Genomic DNA, 15,873 nt, shown 5'->3' with positions numbered 1-15,873 from the left:
TTAGCGCCGAAAAGACAATCCGAATAAGCCAGGTGCCGGATTTTCCAACGACAATCCGCACCGCTTCGACTATAAACCAATCCCTATCACCCACAATGCGCAGACTTCTCCTGACATCAATTCTGGCAATCATCGTGACCGTCATTGCCGTCACTACACCCAAAGCCGCTGCCGACAACAACGCCGACACATCATCAGCACGGCAATATCTCGTGGCCGGAGTCGCTTTCTATAATCTTGAAAACCTGTTTGACACAATAAATTCCAACGGGACATACGACCTTGAATTCTCGCCAGAAGGCGCCAGAATGTGGAATTCCGATAAATATTGGAAAAAAATCGGAAACCTTGCAAAAGCCATATCCTCGTTTGATACTCCAGAAACTCCGCTCGGACCTGCCATAATCGGAATAAGCGAGATTGAAAACCGTAATGTCATCGAAGACCTCGTACATGCAATCGATGACACCCTTGCCGCCAGAGGAAAACAACCGTGGAATCTACAGATTGTACATCACGATTCTCCCGACCGGCGCGGAGTCGATGTCGGTCTGCTCTACAACCCCCTGTTCTTTACGCTTGAAAACGTCAACAACCACCGTCTGGTAATCCCCGACCAACCGGATTTTCTCACACGCGACCAGCTTGTTGTGTCAGGTAAAATTTTCGAAGCTCCAATGAGCTTCATCGTAAACCACTGGCCCTCGCGACTCGGAGGCCAGAAAGAGTCAAGCCCACTTCGCGAAGCAGCGGCAACCCTGTCGAAAGCCATCGCCGACTCGCTGTGGAGCGTGAACCCCGGCCAAGGAATAGTGATTATGGGCGACCTCAATGATGACCCCTCCGACAAATCATGCGCTGTAGCCCTCGGAGCTGTGCGCGAACGCGAGCAAGCCACCCACCACGGCTTCTACAACCCCTTCTGGTGGATTCTCGACAATGGAGTCGGCACATTATGCTACAAAGGCGAGTGGAATCTGTTTGACCAGATTATCGTATCGGGCAACCTGATTCCTGGCACATCCGACGGAATGCAATACTGGAAAGCTACAGTACATAACTTTCCTTTCCTGCGCACGAAATCCGGCATATATAAAAACTATCCATTGCGCACATTCTCGCGCGGACAGTTTCTCAATGGCTATTCCGACCACTTCCCCACTGAAATATTCTTCGTAAAAGAAGTTGATTAGTTAAATCGTGTTAAATATTCAGCCGAACATTATCACCCCCTCCCTCAATAGATTATTCTTATTTGCATTTTCACGACAATTATATTAAATTTGCAGCATAATCGAGCTCGGAGGGGACCGCAAGTCCCCTCCGATTGTTTATAAACTCACAATATGATTGACAAAGATTTGCTTACAGCCACTGTAAATGAAGCCATAGAGGGCACACCGCTCTTTCTGGTTGACATTGATGTGCGCCCCGGCAATACAATAGTCGTCGAAGTCGACAGCACCGAAGGCGTTGACATCGACCAGTGCGTGGCCATCACCCGAAAAATTGAGGAACGCTTCGACCGCGATGTCGAAGACTACGAACTTGAAGTCGGATCTGCGGGCCTCACATCACCATTCAAAGTACGCGGCCAGTATATCAAGAATATAGGCAATCCGGTCGAAGTTCTTACCCGCGACGGACGCAAGATAAAAGGCACACTCACTTCTGTGAGCGACACCGACTCATCTTTCGTAATAACAATTAAAACGAAGGTAAAGGAACCGGGCAAGAAAAAGCCTGTCGAAGTAGAGGAGCCTATTACCCTCACTCCCGACGAATGCAAATACGTAAAATATCTTATTGAATTCAAGTAACCCAACACTACATATCCCCTATGGCTAAGAAAGAGGAATCCACCAATATGGTGGAACGTTTCGCCGAGTTCAAAGAACTCAAGCACATCGACAAGACTACAATGATATCCGTGCTTGAAGAATCATTCCGCAACGTCCTTGCTAAAATGTTCGGCACCGACGAGAATCTCGACGTAATCATGAACCCCGACAAAGGCGACGTGCAGATATTCCAGAATCTTGAAGTCGTGCCCGACGGAGAGGTTCAGAATCCTTATACCCAAATCTCACTGTCCGACGCCCGCGCCGACAGCAATCCCGATGTGGAAATAGGAGAGGAGCATACCCGCGAAATTATTTTCGAAAAATTCGGACGCCGCGCTATCCTCAATCTTCGCCAGACTCTCCAGTCAAAAATCCTCGACCTTCAGAAAGAAGCCATTTTCGCACAATTCAAAGGTCGAGAGGGTGAACTCGTAAACGGAGAGGTATACCAGACCTGGAGCAAAGAGACACTGCTGCTCGACTCTGAAGACAATGAACTGCTTTTGCCCCGTCCCGAAGCCATACCGGGCGACTTCTTCCGCAAAGGTGAGAATGTCCGCGCCGTGATAAAGACCGTAGAGAACAAAAATAACAACATACGCATCATCGTATCGCGCACATCCGAGGACTTCCTGCGCCGTCTGTTCGAACTTGAAGTACCCGAAATCCACGACGGACTCATCAGCATCCGTGCAGTAGCCCGCATCCCCGGCGAACGCGCGAAAATTGCCGTAGAGAGCTACGATGACCACATTGATCCTGTAGGTGCATGCGTCGGCGTAAAAGGCTCACGTATCCACGGCATTGTACGCGAACTTCGCAACGAGAACATCGATGTGATTCCGTTCACCAAGAATACCGAGTTATTTATCCAGCGCGCACTCAGCCCCGCGAAAATCTCATCGATGCGCCTCAATGAAGAAGAAAAACGCGCCGAAGTATTCCTGCGTCCCGAGGAGGTGCCCCTCGCCATCGGCAAGAACGCACTCAACATCAAACTTGCCTCCAAACTCACAGGCTACGTAATCGACGTATACCGCGACAACGGCGAAGACTTCAACGATGATATCTATCTTGACGAATTCAAGGACGAAATTGACGCATGGATTATCGACGCTCTCAAGAGCATCGGATGCGTTACAGCCAAAAATGTCCTTGCGATGGACCGCCAGTCGATTATCGACAAAGCCGATCTTGAGGAAGACACCGTCGACAACCTGCTCTCTATTCTCAAAGCCGAGTTTGAGGATTAATAACTCACACGGGCAGCTCCTGCCGATTATCCACCTCCCTCTTCAACCATCAACCGAAAAATTTCCCAAATCACTATATGGCGAATTACAAAATAAGCAAAGTAGCAAAAGACTTAAACATCGCGCTTCCTACTGTCATTGAATTCCTTCAGTCCAAAGGCATAAATATCGACATGAATCCCAATGCCCGGATTGATGAGAGTGCCTACGGCCTTCTCATGGGTGAATACAGCAGTGACAAGGCAGAAAAGAGCAAGTCGGAGAAGCTCTCATCCGACCGCCAGAAAGAGAGAGCGACACGTCCGGCAAAAGAGACAGCCTCAGAACCTCAGGAAATTAAGATTGGACCTGCGGTGAGGCCGACTGTTGTCGGACATATCGATCTTGACTCGAAAGGAGAGCCCGTGCGACACAAAACCGAACATAAGCCGGAACCAAAAACCGAGCCAAAACCGGAGCCCAAAGCCACACCCGCACAGGCGCAGGCTGAAAAGGCTGAATCTGCACCGGTAAAACAGGAGACTCCGGTATCTCAACCCGCACCCGCGCCAAAACCCGTCGAAACTCCGGTGAAGCCCCAAGCTCCCGTAGTAGAGAAGACCACACCCGCGCCTGTGGCAGAGCCACGCCGCGAACAGCGTCCTGAGCAAAAGCCTGTCGAGACTCCGGCCAAAGAAAAAGAATCGGAAACACAGGCCCCCACTCAGCCTGACAAAGAGAAATCGGCATCGACACCAAAAACTGAACCCCAAAAAGAACCACAGGCTCCCATAGTGACACCCGTACAGAAAGAAGAATTGCCCAAAACCGAGGTTAAAAAAGAAGAGCCCGAAGTATTTACAACACCGGGGTCTCATCCAGCTCCCCAGCTTAATGTAATCGGAAAGATTGACCTTTCCGCAATCAACCAGTCGACTCGCCCGCGTCGAAAGACAAAGGAAGAACGCCGCAATGAGCGTAACGCAAAAGCCGCCGGAGCCGGAGCTACAGGCACCGGGGCAAATGCTGCAGCCGGACAAGGCAAAAAACGGCGCAACCGCATTGGCAAAGAAAAGGTCGACATTGAAAAGACATCCAACCAGCAGCAGCCCGGACAGAACCGCGGAGGCAATAATAACTCCCGCGGAGGCAACAATGGCGGCAACAACAACAATGCCAACGGACGTAACCGAGACAATGCAAAAGGCAAAGACCGCAACCGCCGCAATGCTCCACAGCAGGCCCCTGCATCGGAAGAGGATGTACAGAAGCAGGTAAAAGAAACTCTCGCTCGCCTTATCAACAAAGACAAAGGCCAGAAAAAAGGCGTAAAATGGCGTAAAGAGAAACGTGAGGCCTTCCACTCTCGCGAACGCGAGGCAGCCGAAGCCGAAGCAGCCGAAAGCCGAGTGCTGAAACTCACCGAATTCGTTACCGCCAACGACCTGGCCGTAATGATGGATGTACCCATCAACGAAGTCATAGCCACTTGTATGAATCTCGGTGTGATGGTATCCATCAACCAGCGCCTTGACGCCGAGACTATCAATATTGTAGCCGAAGAGTTCGGTTTCCAGACCGAATATGTATCGGCCGAGGTAGTCGAGGCAATCCATCAGGAAGAAGACAACGAGGAAGACCTCGTCAACCGTCCACCGATTGTAACCGTAATGGGCCACGTCGACCACGGTAAGACATCGCTCCTCGACTATATCCGCAACGCCAACGTAATCGCAGGCGAAGCTGGCGGCATAACACAGCACATCGGCGCATACAACGTAAAACTTGAAGACGGACGCCGTATCACATTCCTCGATACCCCGGGCCACGAAGCCTTTACCGCCATGCGTGCCCGCGGAGCCAAGGTAACCGACCTCTGTATCATTATCGTTGCCGCCGACGACAACGTTATGCCCCAGACCGTCGAGGCCATCAACCATGCCTCTGCCGCTGGCGTTCCCATTGTATTTGCAATCAACAAGATTGACAAACCGGCGGCAAATCCCGACAAAATCAAGGAAGAACTCGCCCAGATGAACTACCTCGTTGAGGAATGGGGTGGAAAATACCAGTCACAGGACGTTTCCGCAAAAAAAGGTCTCGGTGTAAACGAACTCATGGAGAAAGTGCTCCTTGAGGCCGAAATGCTCGACCTTAAGGCCAACCCCTCTCGTCCGGCCACAGGCTCCATCATCGAGTCATCGCTTGACAAAGGCCGTGGATACGTCGCAACCGTACTTGTTCAGAACGGAACACTCCGTGTAGGCGACATTGTACTCGCCGGCTCCAACTATGGCAAGGTAAAGGCAATGTTCAACGAGCGCAACCAGCGTGTGAAAGAAGCCGGTCCCGCCACACCGGTGCTCATCCTCGGACTGAACGGCGCACCTCAGGCAGGCGACACATTCAATGTCATGCCCACCGAACAGGAAGCACGCGAGATTGCCAACAAGCGCGAACAGCTACAGCGTGAACTCGGACTGCGCACCAACAAGCGTATCGGACTCGAAGAAATCGGACGCCGTCGCGCTATCGGCAACTTCCACGAACTCAACATCATCGTCAAAGGCGACGTCGACGGCTCAATCGAGGCGCTATCCGACTCCCTCATCAAACTGTCGACCGAGGAGGTCAAAGTCAACGTGCTCCACAAGGCCGTAGGCGCAATATCCGAAAGCGACGTAGCACTGGCTGCCGCATCCGACGCCCTAATCATCGGATTCCAGGTACGTCCGAGCCAGGCAGCACGCCGTGCCGCCGAGCGCGACGGAGTGGAAATACGCCTCTACTCGGTAATCTATCAGGCTATCGAAGAGGTGAAGGATGCCATGGAAGGCATGCTCGCCCCCGAAATCAAGGAAGAGGTTATCGGCACGGCAGAAGTGCTTCAGGTATACAAGATTTCCAAAGTCGGCACTATAGCCGGCGCTATTGTACGCGAAGGAAAAATCAAACGCTCCTGCAAAGTGCGCCTGATTCGCGACGGTATCGTGCGATACACCGGAGAACTCGGCTCGCTCAAGCGCTTCAAAGACGATGTCAAGGAGGTGCTCAGCGGCTACGACTGCGGCCTCTCAATTGCCGGATACAACGACATCCAGGAAGGCGACTTCATTGAGGCATTCGAGGAAGTCGAAGTCAAGAAAACCCTCTGACAAAAGTAACTAAAGGAAAATATTTCCAATAATGCCCACAGCCTACATCAACATAGGCAGCAATCAGGGCGACCGACGGGCCAATATCGCTCGTGCGGTCGCCCTGATTGCTGATACACTCAACGTCAAGCCTCAGCTCAGCTCTGCCATAGAGTCAGAGCCATGGGGATACAACTCCGACTCACCCTACCTCAATATCGGTCTTGTGTTCGACACGCGCCTCTCTCCGGAAGCTCTCCTCGACGTTCTGCTCTCAATCGAGCGCTATATATCTCCTGCATCTCACCGAAAGCCCGACGGAAGCTATGCCGACAGACTCATCGACATAGACCTCATAGCCTATGGCGATACAGCAATCGATATGACCCTTACACCCGCCGGCAATAGCCTGACACTCCCCCACCCGCGCATGCACCTGCGCGAATTCGTACTGCTCCCGATGCTACGGCTCGCACCGGAATGGACCCACCCTGTCACCGGTCTGACCCCGGCCGACATGTTACATCAACTATAGATTGTCTAAACAAATCCTATAATATACTGTCACCATCCACCGTTATAAAATCATGGCCAATATCTACGACATGCGCCGCTACGGCACTGTGGTATTCCTGCTCATCGCAGTGGGGCTCGCCGTACTATTTCTGTGCATATCCGACAATATTGTCAAGAAACTCGCCGAACAGGAGCGCCAGCGGATGGAGATATGGGCCGATGCTACCCGAGAGATTGCAAACCCAGATGCGGCATCCGACAACATCGACTTTCTTCTGAGCATAATCCAGAGCAACCGCAATATACCCGTGCTGCTCACCGACGACGAAGGCAACATACTCGACCAGCGCAACTTTGACCTGCCTGAGCCCCCCGACACACTCGACCCGCTATACATATCCCCGGTCAACCAGGCATTCCTCAACAATCGCCTCAACGCCCTGCGCAACACATCCAAAAAGATTGTGATCGACATACCCGGCGGAGAGTCGCAGTATCTCTACTACGAGGACAGCCGGCTGCTCCGCATGCTCGGCTACTACCCTTACATCCAGGTAGTGGTGATGCTTGTGTTTGTAGTGCTCGTATATTTTGCCGTAATCTCTACCAAAAAGGCTGAGCAAAACAAGGTGTGGGTAGGCCTGACCAAAGAGACAGCCCATCAGCTCGGCACACCCATCTCGTCGCTCATGGCATGGATGGAACTCCTCGAATCGCTTGGAGTAGACGCCGACATGGTAAAGGAGATGAACAAGGACGTGACACGCCTCTCCACCATAGCCTCACGATTCGGGAAGGTCGGTTCAAAGCCCACACTCGAGCCTGCCAACCTCAACACTGTAGTGAGCGATGCCGCATCATATATGTCGACACGCATCTCGTCGCGCATACACCTCACTGTTGACTGCTGCCACGGCCCGCTAATGGTCGATCTATCCGACTCACTCTTCCAGTGGGTAATGGAAAATCTCATTAAAAACGCCGTCGACGCCATGGAGGCCGAAGGCTCCATCACCGTCACTACCGGACGCTCCGACCGCAACGCATGGATTGAAGTCGCCGACACCGGAAAGGGTCTCCCGCGCAATCGGTTCAAGACCATATTCAACCCCGGCTACACAACAAAGAAACGCGGCTGGGGCCTCGGTCTCGCCCTCGCCCGCCGCATCATAGAGCAATACCACCACGGCCGCATCTACGTCGCCGCCTCCGAGCTCGGTCGCGGCACCACTTTCCGCATCGAACTACCCCTTATGTCACTTCCCATAAAAGTATGACTTGACTGCGTACAATGATTCGGTAAAAATTACCGAAGTAGTTGAAACTTAAGTTAATATAACGAATTATCAAATACAAATGAATCGCCAAATCGTTCATTATAAAAAACTTAGCGTATGAACGTATTGGCGATTCTCAAAGACTTCACCTTTCGGTGTAAGTCGGTATTTGAAAATACTACAACCAAGATGAGCAAAAGGTTCCTCAACTGGCTGATTTTAACAATACGCACTGTAGCGTTGATTCCGGGCAAAGTCAATTTTACCCGGCTGTCGCGCTATGGCGGTCGTACAGCCAAGACCTTTGCCTCCAATTTCAAGACATCCGTAGACTGGATGAAAGTCAACATAGGTATGGCGCAGGATTGTTTTGGACCGACCGATGACATGGCAGTGGCAATCGATCCGTCGTTCATTTCAAAAGCAGGCAGACTGACGTATGGCATAGGCCGTTTCTGGTCAGGGGTGGCACAACGTGTGAAACGCGGTCTGGAGATAATGGCAATTGGAGCAATAAGTCTGAGTAAACATACATGCGTGATGCTCGGTGCTGTCCAGTCACCGGACTTCAGGACTCTTGAATCCGAGAAACAAATGTCAATGCTTGACTGGTATGTGGCACTTGTCAGGTCAAAGGCTACTGAGCTGCTTTCACTGACGGATATTCTGGTCGCAGATGCATTTTTCTCCAAATATGAGTTTGTAAATGAAGTGATTGGCATGGGATTCCGATTTGTCGGGAGATTACGTGCCAATTCATATCTGAGGTATCTGGCCATACCGGATTCCTCCGCCCCGCGAAGACGCGGCAGAAAGAAAAAGTATGGAGAGAAAGTGGATTTCTCCAACCTTGATATGTCCGTGTTCACTTCATTCATATATGAGGATTCCAAAGGAAACAAAACCCGATGTCACACGGCGGTCGTACATTCGAGGGCATTGAAACGCGACATCCGTATCGTGGTCTGTCCGGTTGAAAACGGAGAGTCTCTTCTTTACTTCTCTACCGACACCGACATGAGGCCTGAAAAGATCATCGGTTTCTACCGCACCCGCTTTCAGATTGAGTTCGGCATACGCGATGCCAAGCAGTTCACCGGACTTCAGTCACAGCAGACCCGCGACAAAGCCCGGCTTGACTTTGCGTTCAATCTTTCCTTCACAGCCCTCAATGTCTGCAAAGAGGTCATAAGGAAGGATTATCCGGATCTTTCGGTAGCGCAGTTCAAGCGGCTTATGTTTGAATCTTATCTCGCCTCAACAATTATTTCGACTTGCGGAAAATCTCCGCATCTCAAAATAATTCAGAAAATAAATCATCGATTGGCTCAGTTAGCGGCTTAGCCAAGGCTGAACAACCTCAAATTTTACCGAATCATTGTGCGTAGAGGTATTGACAATAATCCTCCATTTGCCATATACTGTCCGCATATTTTCCCGAACAGGACAATGGACAGCCGCCAGAATGCAGCCTCATCATGACCGTCACTTATCACTAATGCGTCGCCGACGCACCATGGCATCTACCGCTAACACCACCGACAGCATGGCAAAACCGATTATCCTCGGAACCTCGCCAAATCTGACAGCCATCCACGCAAGATACCCCATATACACGGCAGCTACACTCTCCACGATAACCGCACGCATAGAATAAGGCACCCGGAACACACGTATATCAAATACACTCGGCTTGCCGTTTCCAACAGAAAAAACTTCTCCAAGCCCCGCTATCACGCATATCAGCAGAAAGCCGGCTGAACGCAGCACCTCCTCCTCAAGCGAGTCCCCTATGTAAGCCACATACTTCAACATGTCATAGCCAATAAGGGTAGCCCCACACAACATCATCCAATTTCTGATTAATTCAAACATTTTATAACGGTAATTATATTTCTATAATGTTATCTGTCGTATTAGTAACTACTCAGGTATTCAAATCGTATGAATATTAGATTATTGAGAATGGCAATGTTTGTAAAAGTACCCCGACAATTTGTAAATTCTATGAACTTACAAATTGTCGCACCTGATAATCATACACTTATACATGATCAGATACCTGAGTAGTTACCATTGAAAATTATACATTATTCTATAACCTCTATCCAATAGTCTGCACTGTTCATTCCAAACATAACATCAAACAAAACATCATCCTTTAATTCAACAGGAAGAGTACTATTTTGAACAAGTTCAACGATATCTGTCGCATAAGATGACTTCATTGCCTCAGGCAACATACCATATTGAGCATGAACCTGAGAATTAAAATCTTTAATAATTTTAATTCTTTCTGAACTAACATTACATTCTTTTTGAAGCATAGAGCAAGTACTATCAACAAACTGAGTATATGACATTTCGCCAGAAAGAGCAGTCATCGACATATGAGCCAATTTAGTTGCATAGGAAATACCAGTATTTTGTAATTCAGATGATATACTAATTTTTAAGGAATCAGGAGCAGATGTATTATACTTATCAACACACATCTGAAGAATAATTATTAAGTCATCTACAGTCGGATCTTCCTTTACCTCTATTTCACTTCGAATTTCATTCAAAACCTTATTATGATCAAACTGTACTGCATTATAATATTCTTTAAATCTATCTCCACAACAATCACTTCCTAAAACAGGAAGATTCAACTTCGGGAAATAAATATAACCCGGATTTGTTACCATTGCTAATCCAGAGCAATCATATAGATATTGAGCAATCGAAGATGTAACTGTTCCAAAAACACACCCATATGCAGTTCCGAGTAACCAAGAAAGAAGTGTTCCTGTTGCTGGGCCTCCTACCACAGTACCAAGAATCTCCCCAGTAATACCGCCACCTAAAGAGGCCCAACATGTTCCGGCTTCATCAACCCATGATGGAATTAAATGTAATGAATCGAGAGGAGGTTGCTCTTGCTGTTGTAGGTTATCACCGCTTCTTGATATAGTACAAGCGTACATTTGATAATGACTGTTAAGACTATCTAACGAATTAATCAAATTATCAATGGCCACTGATTCATTATCAACACATGTTACATTTGCGTCCATCGCAAATGGTTCGTGACTATCCTGGCAAGCACACATGGCAAACAGGATTCCAAAGAACATTAAAATGAAAATTACTTTTTTCATTGCTAAAGATTTAATATGGTTAAGATTAAATGCGATGGCCATCGACGGTAGCAAAGATATGACATCAAAATGATGAAACCCAAATTTGTAACGTTACATTTTTCTTTATCACACAAAATCATATTGATAATCAATATAATAATTCACAAACGACTTTGAATATTCAACCAATATGTAACGCAATAATTCATCAATAAAATCTCCACGTACCATAAAATTTCGTATATTCGCATTGGAATTACCCTTGATGCCTACAATACATGAATGCCATACTATCGCTTGCGGCTATTGAATGCGCCAGCATGTTCAATCTGATTTTTGAGCAAAGCGGCCCTACAGGAGACATCCTTAGAGGAGTATCGATGCTAACGATATTCCTGATTGTCGTAATAGCCATTCTGATGTTTCTACTTATTATCCATTCACATCGGGAACTGGAGCTAAAGCGCAAGAACCGGGAGCTTGCACATATGCGTTCGCCGGTCTACACCGATATCATCCGACAGGGCAATGACCGGATAGATACCCTTTGCAACGATATTACCAACAAAGAAGAAACTATCGAGCAACTTAAAAGCACGATTGACCGACTCACATCAGCACTATATCATGACTGCAAGGCGTGGCCTAAGATAAACGCGCTGCAATGCATGCAAACCCCTAAGAGCGCCATCGGAGCAGACAATAAAAACTCATGTAAAACAACCGAAAAAGTACATCCCCTCAATCAGGATGAACGCGATAGCCTGCTACACTTCATACTACTGTGTCGTAATGACATCACTGTCTACCGCACAATGCTCACAGATGATGATATGATTCTTTACCATCTGCTTACATCAGGCCTTACAAATGCGGCAATAGCAACGCTTATCGGTATAACACCCGGGACACTGCGTCAACGCAAGCTCCGTCTCATGCGCAAGCTCAGAGATTGCACCTATGACGACTACACGCCTGACGAAGCCACCGCATCCGACAACATATAGCGCCACGTAAACCTATGCTGCTCAACAGGTGATGATGTTGCCCGAAAGAGGATACCACAGGTAGCCGCGCACGGTCGTGCCTTTGTAGGCGCGGCGCAAAAGATTCATGTAGCCGCGCACCTGTCGCACATAACGCGACGACTCCTCGTCACCAAACTTGTAGTCAACCACCTCGATCGCACCGTCGGCAGTCCATACCACACGGTCGGGACGGTAATGGCGGATTACTTCCTCGCCGGTCTTTTCACCGGTAGTGCGGTCGCGCTCCTCATACCGAATGGCGAGCGTACGCTCACGCAACAGTTTGCGATAGCCTTCAAACCATCGCCTCACCCTACTGTCGGCCAATGCCTCACGCAGTATAGCGGCAATCTCATCCATCTCTACATGAGGAAGAATGCCACGCATATTGGCACGCAACACTGCCCGGTCAATATCGGAGGCATGGCGCACATATCCCATTACCGAATGGAGCACTATGCCGCGCTGACGCGGACGCTCCATGTCGGCCATATCCTCGATGCGGTTCATCGACCATATCTCCTCATTGTCAAGACTATAATATGACGGCATTTCCAACATTTCACCGCGGTTGTCATTCCTGTCTCCCGAAAACACCTGTGAGCCTATCTTCAGCACCTCGCGTTCCTCTTCCACACCATCGTGCTCCTCAACAACTCGCACAGTCTTATCGCTAAGAGGCACAAGCGTACCATCCGGCAACGACCGCTGCTCCGCGACCGACGCACACATCTCAGTAGTCATTTCAGCGAATGCGGCCTCCAGCCTGTCGGAAATCTCCGACGCCCCCTCCTGATATCCTACAATCAGCTCGCGGGATGCGCGTGTAAAGGCCACATACACCTGATTGAGACGGTCGATAACCTCGTCATACACCGCCTCATCATACTGGCTGGAGAAGAGGGATATCTTTCCTACGGTGTTAGCCTTCAACGGAATCATAGGAGGCACATCGTCCTTATCAAATTCCGGGCCACAGAACAAAGGCAACAACTTTTCAGAGTCGGGACAGTGTGTCGACACCCACATCATATTGTCAGGCGAACTCAACGAACCGGATAGCAACGGCACATGCACACAGGCAAACTCCAAGCCTTTGGACTTGTGTATGGTCATTACCCTTATACCGTCGACACCCTCAGGTACGGCAAGACTGCGGGCGCACCCTTTTTCGTCCCACCATTTCATGAACGAATGCAGGTCGGCATCTCCATGCGAACAGAAGTCGATGACCATATCCTGAAATGCCGTGATATAAAGATTCTCGTCTCGGCATGTCTCCGGACTAAGGCATCGCGCCACCACACGCTCTACAATCGACGGCACATTGGTACACTCCATTTCCGCAGCCTCAAGCGCAGCACGGTCGGCCTCGGCGCCTTCATCGGAGAAAGCCATGCGCATCGCCTCGGTTCCGGAATGCCCCATAGCCCTGAAGAACTCAAAGCGATTGATAATCTCGGCGGCGGTAGTGTCAGCGCCCTTCTTATGCGACAGCACGACATGGGCATCGACGTAGCGCAACACTCCTACAATCTGTCTTATAGAAGGTGCATTGCCTACAACCAGAGCTTCGTCGGTTATAATCTGCAGGTCGGCGAGCGGCCCATCGCCATTCTCCGCCTTGGCACGAAGCAAGCGCGCCACCACCTCGGCACATTCACTGCGCCTGGCACATAGCACCGCGATGTCTCTCTGCCTATATCCATCCTCAAGCTGTCGGAGTATATGCTCTATCATCCGGTCGAGACTCTCGTCGGCGTCGCTGTATGAGGCGAATTCGACATAACCCGCCACATCGGTATGCTGCACATTCTGTACGACATTGGCATATATGGCGCCCAACCCGAGCTGGCGTGCAAGAGATATGAATACCGTGTTGTTGAACTGCACTATCTCGCGGGCACTACGCCAGTTGGTATTCTCGGATATCACATGGCCATGCATCTCACATTGCTGTGCAAACTCCTCCGGCACATCCTTGATTATGAGCGAGGGGTCGGAGTTGCGGAAACGGTAGATGGCCTGCTTTTCGTCGCCTATTATCAGATTGTCGTTGCCCGTGGCAAGCGACTCCCTTACAAGCGGACTGAGATTAAGCCATTGTATCCTCGACGTATCCTGGAACTCGTCGATAAGGAAATTGCGCAGCCTTATGCCGAGACGCTCATATATAAAAGGTGCTTCTTCCTGGTTTATTATAGTATTCAGTATGGTGCCAGTGTCTCCCAGCAGAATGGCATTATTCTCACGCTGCACCTCTGCAGTGTGTCGCTCCACCTCACCGATAATCCCCATATGGAATATGTTGGATCTCAGAACCTGGAACGCTCGCATTTCATCCCACACCTCTACCGCATAGGAAGCAAGTTGTCCCACAGCGCCTACAAGGTCGGAAGGGGTATTTTTATAGTCTTTAGTGAAATATGCCAACGGATCGACAGCAGCCTTTTTAACAGTGGCCGTAAGGTCTTTCCTGACATCGATCTCACCCTTGGCCCAATTGGAGAATGGTGTGCTTACATTCTTATGCACGCCTTTCAGCACATCGTTGTCACTAAGCAGCCTGACAGTTGCATCGGCCTCATCCGCCAACCGCTTGCGCCGACGCTCGTACGCACGGTTTATAGCCGCGCTGAACCGCATGATTCGTTCCGGCTCTTCCAGATATCCGACTATTGTCGCCCGGTTGAGCTTATATGTCTCATTCAGCGACTTTTTGATGTATTCTACAAGGTCGCCGGTTATCTTGCTGTTGCGTACGAATATATTGAACGAATTGCCCTCATCAAGTTTCTGCAGCATATACTGCCTGAGCCATACCATGAGCTGACGGCGACGGGAAGCCTCAATCTTACTGCCGTCGGAGGAATTGAGCGATGATAACATCGCGTTAACGCCCATATACACCGCCTGAGTCTCGTCGAGCTCTACCTCATAGTTGCCTGATAAGTTAGCTTCACGTGCAAATGTGCGCAACACCATCTGGAAAAAAGCGTCGATGGTGCTTATATTGAAGTTGCCGAAGTCGATAAGTAAAGCGTTTAGCGCCTTACACGCATGCTCGCTAAGGTCGGAAGGGGAACACTTAAGCTCCGCACACAAATCACTGCGATAGGGACTCTTTCCATTGGGGTTGGCCAACAGAGCGAGTTGCCCGACGATACGGGCCTTCATCTCCTCGGTAGCCTTATTGGTAAATGTAATGGCAAGAATCGAACGATGACGGTTAATCCCGTCCGACAGTCGGTATGAACCGTCTTGACGCTTTTCGCCAAGAAGCAGCTTGATATAGCTTTTTGTCAGTGTAAATGTCTTTCCGGAGCCGGCCGAGGCTTTATGTATCTTCAGCATACTCTCACTTTCCAGCCTAATTCTTCAAGAGCCTTTTTCAGGTCAGCACGGAGATCACCCTGTATAAGTATCTCGCCACCTCTGGCCGAGCCTCCTGCTCCGAGTTTCTGCTTGAGGCCGGAAGCAAGCGCAGCGATATCGTCATCATCCATCCCGTCGGGGAAACCGGCTATAATTGTAGCTTTCTTTCCACCACGCCCTTTCTTCTCAAAAAAGATATCCAGACGAGCCTTCGACATATATTCTTTCCCGGAAGCCTGTGAAACAGCATCGGGTTCGCACCCGACAGCCTCCTCAACAGGCATGCCGCCATTATCAAGCAACGCGCGCAAAGTATCGCGGAAATCTACTTCCATCGGTCTA

At 49.6% G+C, this 15,873-nt stretch carries 12 protein-coding genes; 8 read left to right on the top strand and 4 right to left on the bottom strand.

Going from position 1 to position 15,873, the window contains the following annotated elements:
* Window positions 1–95 precede the first annotated feature (95 nt).
* The 7 genes from ADH68_RS07725 to ADH68_RS07695 all read left to right on the top strand — a co-directional run bounded on the left by ADH68_RS07725 (window position 96) and on the right by ADH68_RS07695 (window position 9,347).
* Window positions 96–1,193 carry an endonuclease/exonuclease/phosphatase family protein gene (locus ADH68_RS07725; protein ID WP_232321372.1) on the top strand — a complete coding sequence of 366 codons (1,098 nt, stop codon included), beginning with the start codon at window positions 96–98 and terminating at the stop codon, window positions 1,191–1,193.
* 153 nt (window positions 1,194–1,346) lie between these two features.
* On the top strand, window positions 1,347–1,820 hold the full coding sequence (gene rimP, locus ADH68_RS07720; RefSeq protein WP_068961302.1) for a ribosome assembly cofactor RimP: 474 nt from the start codon (window positions 1,347–1,349) through the stop codon (window positions 1,818–1,820).
* A 20-nt stretch (window positions 1,821–1,840) separates the two neighbouring features.
* Window positions 1,841–3,097 carry a transcription termination factor NusA gene (nusA, locus tag ADH68_RS07715; RefSeq protein WP_068961303.1) on the top strand — a complete coding sequence of 419 codons (1,257 nt, stop codon included), beginning with the start codon at window positions 1,841–1,843 and terminating at the stop codon, window positions 3,095–3,097.
* Window positions 3,098–3,174: 77 nt separating this feature from the next.
* Window positions 3,175–6,231, top strand: a complete 3,057-nt coding sequence (infB, locus tag ADH68_RS07710) for a translation initiation factor IF-2 (protein ID WP_068961304.1) — start codon at window positions 3,175–3,177, stop codon at window positions 6,229–6,231.
* A 31-nt stretch (window positions 6,232–6,262) separates the two neighbouring features.
* On the top strand, window positions 6,263–6,745 hold the full coding sequence (gene folK, locus ADH68_RS07705) for a 2-amino-4-hydroxy-6-hydroxymethyldihydropteridine diphosphokinase (RefSeq protein WP_068961305.1): 483 nt from the start codon (window positions 6,263–6,265) through the stop codon (window positions 6,743–6,745).
* Between the two features lie 52 nt (window positions 6,746–6,797).
* Window positions 6,798–8,003, top strand: a complete 1,206-nt coding sequence (locus ADH68_RS07700; protein ID WP_068961306.1) for a sensor histidine kinase — start codon at window positions 6,798–6,800, stop codon at window positions 8,001–8,003.
* Between the two features lie 117 nt (window positions 8,004–8,120).
* The gene (locus ADH68_RS07695; protein WP_068960215.1) at window positions 8,121–9,347 is read left to right on the top strand and encodes a transposase; all 1,227 of its coding nucleotides are present in this window, start codon (window positions 8,121–8,123) and stop codon (window positions 9,345–9,347) included.
* Window positions 9,348–9,488: 141 nt separating this feature from the next.
* On the opposite strand, the gene ADH68_RS07690 is transcribed toward ADH68_RS07695, so the two are convergent.
* Window positions 9,489–9,878, bottom strand: a complete 390-nt coding sequence (locus tag ADH68_RS07690) for a hypothetical protein (RefSeq protein WP_068961307.1) — start codon at window positions 9,876–9,878, stop codon at window positions 9,489–9,491.
* Window positions 9,879–10,093: 215 nt separating this feature from the next.
* Window positions 10,094–11,146, bottom strand: a complete 1,053-nt coding sequence (locus ADH68_RS07685) for a hypothetical protein (RefSeq protein WP_128712349.1) — start codon at window positions 11,144–11,146, stop codon at window positions 10,094–10,096.
* Window positions 11,147–11,406: 260 nt separating this feature from the next.
* Between ADH68_RS07685 and ADH68_RS07680 the strand changes: the two genes are divergently transcribed.
* Window positions 11,407–12,135: a helix-turn-helix domain-containing protein gene (locus ADH68_RS07680; protein WP_068961309.1), complete on the top strand. Its 729-nt coding sequence runs from the start codon at window positions 11,407–11,409 to the stop codon at window positions 12,133–12,135.
* A gap of 21 nt (window positions 12,136–12,156) precedes the next feature.
* Here the strand turns inward: ADH68_RS07680 and ADH68_RS07675 are convergent, their stop codons facing one another.
* Both ADH68_RS07675 and ADH68_RS07670 read right to left on the bottom strand, forming a co-directional pair.
* Window positions 12,157–15,510, bottom strand: a complete 3,354-nt coding sequence (locus ADH68_RS07675; protein WP_068961310.1) for a UvrD-helicase domain-containing protein — start codon at window positions 15,508–15,510, stop codon at window positions 12,157–12,159.
* On the bottom strand, window positions 15,504–15,866 hold the full coding sequence (locus ADH68_RS07670) for a translation initiation factor (protein WP_084274087.1): 363 nt from the start codon (window positions 15,864–15,866) through the stop codon (window positions 15,504–15,506). The genes ADH68_RS07675 and ADH68_RS07670 overlap by 7 nt, the downstream gene beginning before the upstream one ends.
* Between the last annotated feature and the right edge of the window lie 7 nt (window positions 15,867–15,873).

Source organism: Muribaculum intestinale (genome assembly GCF_002201515.1).
Taxonomy (GTDB): Bacteria; Bacteroidota; Bacteroidia; order Bacteroidales; family Muribaculaceae; genus Muribaculum; species Muribaculum intestinale.
Note: the sequence above shows the minus strand (reverse complement) of the source record. Positions and strands in the feature narration are given on the sequence as shown.

What these genes read in the sequence shown, in the direction of transcription:
- ADH68_RS07690 (WP_068961307.1), bottom strand. Translation starts at nt 9,878, where the DNA reads ATGTTTGAATTAATCAGAAATTGGATGATGTTGTGTGGGGCTACCCTT.
- ADH68_RS07725 (WP_232321372.1), top strand. Translation starts at nt 96, where the DNA reads ATGCGCAGACTTCTCCTGACATCAATTCTGGCAATCATCGTGACCGTC.
- folK (WP_068961305.1), top strand. Translation starts at nt 6,263, where the DNA reads ATGCCCACAGCCTACATCAACATAGGCAGCAATCAGGGCGACCGACGG.
- ADH68_RS07670 (WP_084274087.1), bottom strand. Translation starts at nt 15,866, where the DNA reads ATGGAAGTAGATTTCCGCGATACTTTGCGCGCGTTGCTTGATAATGGC.
- ADH68_RS07700 (WP_068961306.1), top strand. Translation starts at nt 6,798, where the DNA reads ATGGCCAATATCTACGACATGCGCCGCTACGGCACTGTGGTATTCCTG.
- infB (WP_068961304.1), top strand. Translation starts at nt 3,175, where the DNA reads ATGGCGAATTACAAAATAAGCAAAGTAGCAAAAGACTTAAACATCGCG.
- nusA (WP_068961303.1), top strand. Translation starts at nt 1,841, where the DNA reads ATGGCTAAGAAAGAGGAATCCACCAATATGGTGGAACGTTTCGCCGAG.
- ADH68_RS07695 (WP_068960215.1), top strand. Translation starts at nt 8,121, where the DNA reads ATGAACGTATTGGCGATTCTCAAAGACTTCACCTTTCGGTGTAAGTCG.
- ADH68_RS07675 (WP_068961310.1), bottom strand. Translation starts at nt 15,510, where the DNA reads ATGCTGAAGATACATAAAGCCTCGGCCGGCTCCGGAAAGACATTTACA.
- rimP (WP_068961302.1), top strand. Translation starts at nt 1,347, where the DNA reads ATGATTGACAAAGATTTGCTTACAGCCACTGTAAATGAAGCCATAGAG.
- ADH68_RS07685 (WP_128712349.1), bottom strand. Translation starts at nt 11,146, where the DNA reads ATGAAAAAAGTAATTTTCATTTTAATGTTCTTTGGAATCCTGTTTGCC.
- ADH68_RS07680 (WP_068961309.1), top strand. Translation starts at nt 11,407, where the DNA reads ATGAATGCCATACTATCGCTTGCGGCTATTGAATGCGCCAGCATGTTC.